Origin of the sequence: Emticicia sp. 17c (assembly GCF_037153985.1) — a bacterium.
Taxonomy (GTDB): Bacteria; Bacteroidota; Bacteroidia; order Cytophagales; family Spirosomataceae; genus Emticicia.
Genome location: NZ_JBBAYI010000007.1, coordinates 198,609 through 210,050 on the forward strand (window position 1 = coordinate 198,609; position 11,442 = coordinate 210,050).

General features: G+C 38.2%; 10 protein-coding genes. 2 read left to right on the forward strand and 8 right to left on the reverse strand.

The window, feature by feature from the left end; genetic code table 11:
* Positions 1-76: 76 nt before the first annotated feature.
* On the reverse strand, positions 77-502 hold the full coding sequence (locus WAA15_RS15005; RefSeq protein ID WP_337043605.1) for a hypothetical protein: 426 nt from the start codon (positions 500-502) through the stop codon (positions 77-79).
* A 247-nt stretch (positions 503-749) separates the two neighbouring features.
* Between WAA15_RS15005 and WAA15_RS15010 the strand changes: the two genes are divergently transcribed.
* Positions 750-1,694 carry a 3-keto-disaccharide hydrolase gene (locus WAA15_RS15010; RefSeq protein ID WP_337043606.1) on the forward strand — a complete coding sequence of 315 codons (945 nt, stop codon included), beginning with the start codon at positions 750-752 and terminating at the stop codon, positions 1,692-1,694.
* Between the two features lie 146 nt (positions 1,695-1,840).
* Here the strand turns inward: WAA15_RS15010 and WAA15_RS15015 are convergent, their stop codons facing one another.
* The 5 genes from WAA15_RS15015 to WAA15_RS15035 form a co-directional block, all read right to left on the reverse strand.
* The gene (locus WAA15_RS15015) at positions 1,841-2,335 is read right to left on the reverse strand and encodes an SRPBCC family protein (protein WP_337043607.1); all 495 of its coding nucleotides are present in this window, start codon (positions 2,333-2,335) and stop codon (positions 1,841-1,843) included.
* 11 nt (positions 2,336-2,346) lie between these two features.
* Positions 2,347-2,652 (reverse strand): ArsR/SmtB family transcription factor, encoded by a 306-nt coding sequence (locus WAA15_RS15020; protein WP_337043608.1) that lies wholly within the window; start codon positions 2,650-2,652, stop codon positions 2,347-2,349.
* 250 nt (positions 2,653-2,902) lie between these two features.
* Positions 2,903-5,470: an outer membrane beta-barrel protein gene (locus WAA15_RS15025; RefSeq protein WP_337043609.1), complete on the reverse strand. Its 2,568-nt coding sequence runs from the start codon at positions 5,468-5,470 to the stop codon at positions 2,903-2,905.
* 439 nt (positions 5,471-5,909) lie between these two features.
* A complete protein-coding gene (locus tag WAA15_RS15030; RefSeq protein ID WP_337043610.1) occupies positions 5,910-6,122 on the reverse strand; it encodes a helix-turn-helix domain-containing protein in 213 nt (70 codons plus the stop codon).
* A gap of 29 nt (positions 6,123-6,151) precedes the next feature.
* Positions 6,152-6,676, reverse strand: a complete 525-nt coding sequence (locus WAA15_RS15035) for a DUF2975 domain-containing protein (protein WP_337043611.1) — start codon at positions 6,674-6,676, stop codon at positions 6,152-6,154.
* 229 nt (positions 6,677-6,905) lie between these two features.
* Here WAA15_RS15035 and nadE point away from each other — a divergent pair, with 229 nt between their 5' ends.
* Positions 6,906-8,933 (forward strand): NAD(+) synthase, encoded by a 2,028-nt coding sequence (nadE, locus tag WAA15_RS15040; protein WP_337043612.1) that lies wholly within the window; start codon positions 6,906-6,908, stop codon positions 8,931-8,933.
* An 88-nt stretch (positions 8,934-9,021) separates the two neighbouring features.
* Here nadE and WAA15_RS15045 read toward each other — a convergent pair whose 3' ends face one another.
* Both WAA15_RS15045 and WAA15_RS15050 read right to left on the reverse strand, forming a co-directional pair.
* Positions 9,022-9,372: a LytR/AlgR family response regulator transcription factor gene (locus WAA15_RS15045; protein WP_337043613.1), complete on the reverse strand. Its 351-nt coding sequence runs from the start codon at positions 9,370-9,372 to the stop codon at positions 9,022-9,024.
* 135 nt (positions 9,373-9,507) lie between these two features.
* On the reverse strand, positions 9,508-11,442 hold the full coding sequence (locus WAA15_RS15050) for a histidine kinase (RefSeq protein WP_337043614.1): 1,935 nt from the start codon (positions 11,440-11,442) through the stop codon (positions 9,508-9,510).

Genomic DNA, 11,442 nt, shown 5'->3' on the forward strand with positions numbered 1-11,442 from the left:
TTTTTTATTTGTATGGGTGCATTAATAGGGGTTTTCAGACACGATTAAAACCTGATTTCAGGCCAATACTTTACAGTTAAGTACTTTGGTCAATCGTTGTAGTTAAAAACCATTGCCCATTTATTAACTCAAAAATGTAATCTACATATATACCTGTGCCATCTATCTGGATATTCAGTATACATTTCTTAGGATTCTCTTTAGTTACTTTTTTTATAAATTCTTTCTTGTTCAGGTCCGAAAACTCATCTTCTTCTTTCTGGAAAACTTTAATTGTAGGCTCTTCGGCATCAACATCATAATACTTACTAACTAATGGAAATCTGGTTCGGTTATGCTGAAAATCTTTCTCTGAACAAAATCTTTTCAGAAATGAATCAAAGTCTTCATTTTTAAGTTGTTCAACACCCGTTTGTTTATTTGTTTCAATTTGTTGTGTCTTGTTTGAAGTACAGGCGGTAAGAAAATAAAGAAATACTAACAGAAATTTTTTATTATTCATATTATTGCCAATTGAATATTATTTAAGAGTAAATTTGTGATTTTGGTATATAACTGAGGGTAGATTCCAGATGCCTGAACTCAATAACGCGGCGATATAGTATTGATTATACCTTTGGCCGTGCTTACCTTTAAAGTAGTAGTAAAAAAAGACTTTTTTACTACTGAAATTTTAATTTTTCAAAAAGAGCATTTTCAACTAATAAATATATTACTTTAACTTTTTATTCAACCAAAAAATATCTGAAATGACTACTCGATTTAAAAAGATTGCCAGCATTTTTAGCTTTTTTTTAATTATTGGCCAAAGTGTATCGGCTCAGTTAGCCCCCATTAAAAGCATTGAAGGCCGTTGGGATATTACCATTACCAGAGGCGATAAAAAAGTGCCTTCGTGGTTAGAAGTTAATCATTCGGGTGTAAAATACCTGAATGGCTATTTTGTTGGTGACGGCGGAAGTGCCAGACCGATTTCGCGTATTAACTTTGCTGATGATAAAATATCTTTTTCGGTTCCGCCACAATGGGATAATATAGATAAAGACATCATAGTGGAAGGAGTTTTGAAAGATGATAAACTCAGTGGAACGATGATTACAACTAAAGGTGAAACTTTGAACTGGACGGCCGTTCGTGCGCCGAAATTAAACAGTACAAGAACACCTGTTTGGGGAGCACCCATTAAACTTTTTAACGGTAAAAATCTTGACGGATGGGAAGCCACAGGCCCTACCAACCAATGGATTGTTGAAAATGGTGTATTGAAAAGCCCGAAATCAGGCTCTAATATTCGGACTACCCGTACATTTAACGATTTTAAACTACACGTAGAGTTCAGGTATCCGAAAGAAAGTAATAGCGGGGTATACTTAAGAGGCCGCTATGAAGTGCAGGTAACTGACAGCGAAGGAAGAGACCCGCTAAAAGACCAACTGGGTGCGGTATATGGTTTTATAGCTCCGTTAGAAATGCCAGCTAAACCTGCCGGAGAATGGCAAAGTTTTGATATAACACTTGTTGGCAGAGTAGTAACAGTGGTATTAAATGGTAAAACCATTATCTACAAAAACGAAATTCCGGGTATAACCGGAGGTGCTTTGGATAGCAATGAAGGCGAACCCGGCCCGATTTTCTTTCAGGGAGACCACGGCCCAATCGAATACCGTAATATTGTAATTACTCCTGCTAAATAAGTAGCATAATTAATAACTAGTATCTGGTTCTGGAATGGGTTATAATAACCCTCTCAGAACCAGATTTTTTTGATATTACACAGGAGAAGTCAGAAACGAATACTACTAAACGTATTGCGTATCTGAAAAAACAAAACTTCCGATATTTACTCTGAAGCAAGTAGTTCATCTAATAGTGTAAGAGTCATAGAAATACCTTCTTTAAAGCCTCCTTCAACAAACATTTGAAGAGTAGATTCTTCCTCAAAAGTAATTGTCATATCTACTTGTGTTTTATTGCCCTCAATCACCGAGAATCTTGTATCCCGATACGATTTTGGTCCATCAAGGAGCGGATTCCCTTCTCCATCACAAAATGCGCCCATTGACGAAATAAGACTTCCGTTGTCTATTGCAGTAAACTGAGCCCAAACCCAGTGCTTCTGCCCATCTGGACTAACCATGGCATATAGCCATACACCACCAACCGTAAAATCCATAATTTGGGTTATGGCTGACCAATGTTTCAGTACTACCCATTTCTCGAGTAGGGCAGGTTCTGTCCAAGCTCTCCATACTTTTTCAATTGGAGCGTTAAATTCGCGGGTTACATGAATTTTCTTTGCAGCAAGGTCTGTTTTGAACACAAAATTGTTTGTCATGCGTTTGTTGTTTATAAGTCGTTTAATAAGTCATCCAATTGTTCAAATCGTTCTTCCCACATCTTGCGGAAGCGTTCCAGCCAAACATCAACTTCTTTCATTTTTTCGGGGTTAAAATGGTAGTATATCTCTCTGCCCGTTTTTTTCTGTGTAAGTACCTCACATTCCGTTAAAATCTGAATGTGTTTCGATATGGTTTGTCGGGCACTATCAAAATGCTCTGCTACGGCATTTGGAGTCATTGGTCCTAATGCCAGTAAGCCTAAAATAGCTCTACGTGTCGGGTCGGCAATTGCCTGAAAAATATCTCGTCTCATTATTAATATGCAGTTACTTGGCTGCAAATATATGTGCAGTTATTCGACTGCGCAATATTTTTTGCGTTTTTATTTTTAAGAAGCTTATATAAGATGTTATGATGTGTGAGAGCGAGCGAGTTTCATAAATATCTTTAGGTGAGTCGTGAGTAGAATATTTCCGACGAACCAAATCTAAATATGGAATATAAATATCAAAAAAACGCCTCAGACCATTAATCTGAGGCGTTCTGGTATTTTTTATCAATAATTAGTTTCCACCTGCTCTGCGTTGTTCGCTTTCAGTAGCAGTGCTACGCCCGCGAGCGGCTTTAACATTTTGGTTTCCGAATTTATAGGAGAACGACAAACGAACCATGCGGCTATCCCAGCGGTTGTTTAATAGCATTTTTACACCTGCAAAATCGGTTTGGCCTCTCCAGAAACTTGTCAGGAAAATATCGTTGATATTTAACCTTAAAGTAGCTTTTTTATTCCATAAACTTTTTTGCAAACCAGCATTTACGGCATATTGTGCTTTACCTTGCATGATACCATACACGTTTGGCGAGTTGTACCACATCGAGATTTCGGCCGATAGGTCTTTAGGTAACTTGATGCTTTGGCTTGTATAGAAATTGTATGCCCACTGGCCAACATTCAGATTCTGGTCTGACACCTGTCCGGTAAATTTGTTGTAATAAACCGAGATATTGTTCTGTGAATTCCACCATTTGGTAACCGGAATCGGTACACTGAAATTGATGTTGATATTCTCGAATCTTGCTATGTTTTCAGTGGTAGCAAAGGTGATTTTTTCAGGGTCAATACCTTGTATGTTGTTGTATTTTTTCAGTTTCTCTAACACTTCCGGTACGTTTACTGCGTTTTTGATTACTTCTGCCATGTAATCGTTGGTGATGCTATACCCTACACTTGTTACGAATGCTTGTTTAAAGCTATGTGTCAGTTCAAACGAGTTGGTGTATTGTGGCATCAGGTATTCATTTCCTAACTGATATGTATATGGGTCAAGGAAATAAATAAACGGATTTAAAGAGTTATAACCAGGGCGGTCGATACGGCGGCTGTATGAATACGTCAGCTGGTTATCTTTATTAATAGTTTGAGTCAGGAACACGCTCGGAAATAACTTCACGTAATCACGCTTGCGAGACTCGTTCAGGGTAACTGATTTACCTTCTGAGTGTGTATGTTCCATACGTAAACCAGCCTGTAAATTAAACTTCTTGCTTAGTTCTTTGCTAAAGTTGGCATAAGCCGCGTTAATATTTTCGGTATAGATAAAATGGTTGGTACGTCCTTTATCTACTTGTCCGTTCTGATAAAATCTGATGTCATTATCTGACTTCACCCAGCTACTTTTTACACCAAATTCAAGTTTTGCTTTTGCCTTCGCCAACGGATGAACGTAATCAGATTTTACCGCAAAAATATTGTATATGTTTGGTGTGTTACTTGTAATGTTTAGTGGGGTGCCATATTCGGTTTCAACTTTATCAACGTATTTGTAGAATCTCGAAATCATCCCTCTTTCCATACCCTGATTATTATAAATCGAATAATCAATATCAGCCGTAATTTCTTTGCCTGTCGAATCGAAAGTATGTTTCAGGTTCGCATTAAAAGTAGTGTTTGTCCATGTTCTGAGGTTGCTTGAAGTTGTTACCAGACTTGAGTCAGGTGTAGCAGCACCCACGCGTTTCATGTAAGTAATATTACGGTTAGGGTTTGAGCTTTCCCATGCACCTACGTTTCCGGTTATCAGAACCCCCAGTGTGGTTTTTTTAGTGGCGTAATAGTCGGTACCTAATTTGTAACTAAAGTTCTGATTCGACTGATAACGATAAGCATATTGCTCAAAAGTCTGCCCGCCAATTTCTCTTTCAAAAGCATTATTGTTAAAACGTTGGTTGTCAGAAAATGTCAGATTCGCGAATGTATTGAATTTGCCCTGACGATTGTTTAAGTTCAGGCTTGTAGTGAACTTGGGCATTATTCCCGGTTTTAAAAGCTCTACTTTTGTAAGGTCTTTGTTAAGGCCAGTTTTTAAGTAAGGAGGTAAACTTGCTGAGCCACCTACCGAAATACTTCCGTTTGTACCGTAATTTTTGTTTTTCTTGGTAACAATATTGATAACGGCTTTACCGGCGGCATCATAGCGTGACGATGGATTCGAGATAATCTCAATCTTTTCAATCTGGTCGCTATTCATGTTTTTAAGTTGGTTGGCCAAATCGCTCTGCGACATATACGTAGGTTTGCCGTCCATCAAAATCAGTACACCTTGTTTGCCTTTAACGCTGATGTTATCGTTGTTATCAACAGTTACACCGGGCGACTTCTGTAATACCTCAAGCGCTGTGTTGCCGTTGGCTACAATACTACCTTCTACGTTTACCACCATTTTGTCGGCTTGTTGTTCCACAAAAGGTTTTTTGGCCGTAACGGTTACTTCTTTCAGGTTTTTGGTATCTAATTCAAGCTGGATATTAGCTAAATTCACTTCAGGGTTTTCGTTACTGATAATGATTTTAGGCGAATAGTATTTTTTGTATCCAACCATCGAAACCGATATGATATATTGGTGCTGAGCTTCGTTGCCACTCACAAACTGTTCAAATAAAAATTTACCTTCAATGTCGCTCACGCCACCTTTAACCAAAGTAGAATCCTGTGCTTTTAGTAACAAAACGCTGGCAAAAGGAAGTGCTTGTTTTTTTTCATCAAATAGGCTTCCCGAAATTTTTCCTTTGCTTTGGGCAAAAGAGATGATGCTCGCTCCTGCGAGTAGGAGTGTTAGTAATAGCTTTTTCATTGTAAGAGATTGTTATATGTAATAGCTTCGTATTTAGTGAGTACCTTGTTGAATGTGCTTGCTGATAAACACTTTACTTGGTTACTACTTCATTAAATGAGTAAATTATTGTTGCTTTTTCGATGTTAAACTGGTTTAATTGCTTTTCATAAATTTCTTTGATGTTTTTCTTTTAACATGTTATTAGATGTAAAAGAAAGGTGTCAGGTTACATTTTTCTTTAAAAAACTGCCTCCAAAAGCTGAGACAGTTTTAACGATTAACCTAAACTAAACTAAATTATGCCGTAATGCTTTTTCTTAATTTTGATGTTGTAAAATTATAGTACTTTGTAATGCAAGGTAATTGATATTACATAAGTGGTTCTAATTTTAGGATGAATGGTGTTACATCCTTTTTAACTAGATGCAACTACTAAAGGCATGGTTGCACCTTATTATTATTTTTTTTCAGAAACATATTCAAGTATATCTCCGGGTTGGCACTCGAGTGCTTCACATATAGCCTCGAGCGTTGAAAAACGAATAGCTTTTGCTTTTCCGGTCTTTAAAATAGATAAATTTGGAAGGGTTATATCTACTTTTTCGGCTAATTCAGAAAGTGGCATTTTTCTTCTGGCCAGCATTACATCTAGGTTTACAATAATTGGCATTATCAGATAATTTTAATGGGTAAGTGTTTTTAAACTGTTAATTCGTTTTCTTCTTGTAATTCTACCCCCCGTTTAAATATTTGTGCTACTACATATACAATACCAGCCGAGAAAAAATACTGATAGTCAGTTTTAAAAAAATGTTTATCAATAATAGAAATGCTCTTCGATACATTATTGGCATAAATATCAGCCATGAAGTAAATGGCTCCAATAGCCAGAATGATATAACTCATGTTTTCGAGCATAGAAGCTACTTTGCCTGAAAATGGCGAACTAAGGTTGATTTCCTCCAGTATTTCTCTGAGTTTCTCCCAGACCTGTACTTTCATAATGGCTAGTACAATAACAAACGACATCATGAAAACATACGTTAGCAAGTGAGTACTTCTGAGGGTATCCAGCCCTGTGCCTGTATCTATCGAAAACTTATCGGTAATAAAACCTATGATAAAAGGAATAATGATTCGTAGCCCCGCCACAATGGCACCTATATAACCTATCAGCGCAATAATACGTACAACACTTAATATCGTTTGAGTTCTTGTTTTCATAACAGTTTTTGTTTATGATTGATTTAATGATACAAATTTAAGAGGAAAATTTATTGATAAACAATAAATATATAATAATTATTGATAAATAATTTATGAATATCGGTTTTTTAGGGATGAGTGGAAAATTGATAAACCTTGCATGAGTAGATTTTGTTATCTTTGTGATTATGTAATTATGCCACGTTTTTACATAAGTGCTTTAGAATAGTAATGAAACCGTTTTATAATGAAATTAATAAAAGTAGCAGCAGGAACACTCAACCAGACACCTCTGGCTTGGGAGCAGAACCGTAAAAATATCATAGATTGTATCAGAGAAGCAGATAAACAAAATGTAAGCCTGTTGTGTTTGCCTGAGTTGTGTATTACAGGCTATGGTTGTGAAGATGCCTTCTATTCTTATGACGTAACCGAGCAGGCCATAGAAAGCCTGATGGAAATTGTGCAACACACTTCAGGAATGATAGTGTCGGTAGGTTTGCCGTTGCGATACAACAATAAAATTTATAATACTTCGTGCCTGATTGCCGGTAAGCGCATTTTAGGCTTTGTTTGTAAGCAACACCTGCCTAACTATGGCGTATTTTATGAAGACCGCTGGTTTCATCGCTGGCAAACCGGCGTACGTGACGAAATTCAGATTGATGAGTTTAAATACCCCATCGGTGACCTTGTGTTTGACCTCAACGGTGTACGCATAGGCTTTGAAATCTGCGAAGATGCTTGGGTTGCCAACAGGCCGGGCCGTGTGTTGTTCGATAGGGCAGTAGATATTATTCTGAACCCTAGTGCAAGCCCGTTTTCTTTCTCGAAGTTTATCACCCGCGAACGTTTCGTGATTGATGGTAGCCGCTCGTTTGCTTGTAGCTATATTTATACCAATTTGTTAGGAAATGAATCAGGGCGACTCATTTTTGACGGTGACGCCATGATAGCCTCCGATGGCAACTTATTGGTTTCGTCGCCCCGATTTGGGTACCACGATTACTATGTTACCAGCGCAGTAATTGACATTGAAGCCCCTAAGGTGAATCATTCGCAGATAAAATCGCCTTTAATTCAGGGTAATTGGAAAGTAAATGCTCTCTTTGATTTCCCAACTATAAAGCCCGTGCCACCACAAGTAGCCGAGCTTGAAAAATTTGAACGTGGCGGATACCTCAAAGAAGAAGAATTTGCACGGGCGGTTTCGTTGGCTTTGTTCGACTACCTCCGTAAATCACGGTCGCAAGGCTTTACTGTATCGTTGTCGGGTGGGGCTGACTCCTGTGCCTGCGTTGCGCTTTGTGGCCTGATGATTCGACTGGCTGACGAAAGCATTGGCCTTACGGCATTTAAAGAAAAGCTCTCATATATTAAAAAAATACAGGGCTGTAATACTGTTGAAGAACTTACCCGCGAACTTATCCATAGTATTTATCAGGGAACCGAAAATAGCTCGAAAGATACCTATGAGTCGGCCGAAAGTCTGGCTGAGTCAATTGGGGCTACATTTTATAATGTCAATATTAACGGCCTTGTTGAAACCTATAAAGGTTTGATTGAAACCCAAATTGGCCGGAATCTGACATGGGAAACAGACGACTTGCCATTGCAGAATATTCAGGCGCGTGTGCGCGCCCCAAGTGTATGGTTATTAACAAACCTATATAATCATTTGTTGTTGGCCACTTCTAACCGCTCGGAAGTAGCGGTGGGTTACTGTACAATGGATGGCGACACCGCCGGCAGCATTAACCCCATAGCAGGCATTGATAAATACTGGCTGCGTAGCTGGCTTGTATGGCTGGAAACCGTCGGGTGTGATGTAAAAGGAAAGCATATCAGAATTGAAGGCCTACATAAAGTAAATACTTTACAGCCCACTGCCGAGTTACGCCCACTTAATAAAAAACAGACTGATGAAAAAGACCTGATGCCTTATGAAGTCTTGAATGAAATCGAAAAAGTAGCCGTAAGAGATAAAAAGCCACCATTGGAGTGTTTGCTATTTATGGAAGCACAATTTGCCGAAAGGTACGATTTGCCAACGCTTGCCGCATGGGTGGAGCGATTTTTCAGGCTATGGAGCCGTAACCAATGGAAACGTGAACGCTATGCACCAAGTTTCCATCTGGATAGCCATAATCTTGACCCACGTAGCTGGTGCCGTTTTCCGATTTTAAGCGGAGGTTTTGAAAAAGAAATAGCCGACATGAAAGAGTATCTCGACAAAGGTAGCCGACGCAACCCTAAAGGGAAAATCGGTTTCTGAAAATAGCAAAAGCTCTGGCGTGCCAGAGCTTTTGCTATAAATGTATCTTGTTCTATATAATAATAAACATTCAACAAACAGGATAACATTATGGCTGAACCAATGTTCTGGCTTTTCTTCTGGAAACTGTAATTTTATCACCCGTAGTAAGGTGGGCAAAATGCTCTTCACCTATCGATTCAATGTGTTTCAGATACTGAAGATTAAGCATAAACTTGCGATGAATACGGGCGAAATGTCCTTTGTTGACTAGTTGTCGTTCGTGAACCCCTAAGGTGCGTGAAGAAATAACCTTTTTGCCACAACGAAGATGAAACTCCGTGTAATTTTCAAGGCTACTTAAATACACAACTTCCTCTGGCTGAACACAGGTTTTGCCGTGGTCGAACCAAATCATTTGGGGGTCACAATAGGTTGGCTTAATAAAAAATTTTCTCATGGCTTTTAAATAGTAATGATTATATGGACTTTCAAAATTGAAAAGAAAAAAAGAATATGTGTATAAAGATTTAGTATTTGGCGGTTATAGCAGATATTTGGTAGGTTTGATTTAGTATTTGGAAAATATGTGGCACTATTCAAACGGAATGCAGAGTGTTACTTTAGTTCCTGAGGCTAATCCTGTGCTTGTTTTTTTGTCTTCAATCACAATAGTAATATGTAAATCGTTGGCTTGTCCTAGCAGCTTTATACGTTCGTCATTAATGTTCATGCCCATCGACTGGTACTTCGGAAGGTTTTTTCTCAATAATGAAGCCTGTTCTCTTCCAATGCCATTATCCTCAACTATTATCTCAATAAAATTGTTTAAATGTTTGATTTTTAATTCCAGTATTCTTTTGCCTTCTTTGTTCATTAGCCCATGTTTAATGGCATTCTCAATATACGGTTGCAAAAGCATGGGCGGAATAAGCACCTCGTCGGTATCAATGCTTTCGTCTAGTTCGTAAATAAATTCAAAATTATCTTCAAAGCGCAGTTTTTCAAGTTTGATGTATAGCAGTACGGTTTCCAGTTCGTTGGTGAGCGAAATAAGTTGCTCTTTAGAATGTTGCAGAATTGAGCGCATTAATACCGAAAAATCGGTCAGGTATTCGGCTGCTTCAATCGGGCGATGTGTCAGAATATAGCTTTTAATAGAGTTCAGGCTATTAAATACAAAATGCGGATTTATCTGTGAGCGAAGTGTACGAAGCTCTGATTCTTTCATGGCTTTAAACAGCGAATTTTGCTCCTTCTGGATATTGTAACTTCGGGTTCCTATGGCAATAGAAAAGAAAAATATTTCGGTAAGGGTTCCAATAGTAAAAACAATACTTGGTTCGATACGCAATAAAACGAAGGTGTCATGGCTGAACCACTGGGTCATGAAACCCACAAATCCACCAAACATTAAAAATGTACTACCAATTTTTATATTGCGCGCAATACGGCCTTTTATCTTGAAAATCATGGCTAAAAGCACAATGTTCAGTACTGGAAAAACGGCCTGAAAAAACCAATATAGGTTTTCGCTCCAGTCGAGCCGTTTAAAGGCAAACAGAACAATAAAATCGAGTGCCAGAAACCCCAAAAGAATACGGATAACCCATTGGAAAATTATGGCCGTAGACGGAAACCGTTGCTTCAATTCAAGAAATTCATACACAAACTTATAATACGATAACTGTGTGAGCAAGATATAAACATTACTGTTACCAGTAAATTTCAAAAATGGCAAATAACTGAAAAACACATGAAAATACGGAGAATGCTCATACTCCCAAAGGTTAAAAAGTGCAATAGAAATGGTATAAAAACCATAGTATAAATAATATTTTTGGCGGTCGAGTATATAAAAAGTAAAAACAAACAGGGCAACAAACAACAGAATAGATATTACAAACCCATTGTTGATGAGGTAAACGTATTCATCAAAAAAAGCCTTTACCTTATGATGATTCTCCCAGAAATAGCTGGCTAGCCTCGGCTGAATGATGAAGTCTTTTTTAGGGTAGTCGTTAACTTTTACAAAAAACTCATAAGTGGCCTTAGGTAAAAATCTGACCGGAATATACTGATCATCATACCGGAAAAGCCGTTTATGGGGTAATAGTTGTTCGTCTGTGCGATACAGTTCTATTAATTGATGATAAACGTTTCTGTACAAAACCATTGAGCGGTGTTGCCCACTTGTAAAAAGTAAGTCGAGGGTGTCGTTGGTAGGGTTGTGTACCGAAAGTTTCAGCCAGAAATCATATCGATATTCTTTGGAAAATGCCTCAGATAACCGAACGCTTTTCAGTGGCACAAAATGTTTTTTCGGAATCAGATGCAGCGGTGTTTTACCCTTAGAATCAATAAACAGTAAGGTATTTGGCGAGCAGTCGAGCATACCTTGTTGTGCCAAGTTGGTAGACAATTGTATTTGGGCATAACTTTGCTGGCTTGGGCAAAGGCAACAAAGTAGCAACAGCCCCCATAAAGTATGCCGCAAGCAACCCCTTGCTATGTTACCAGTATTTTTCAA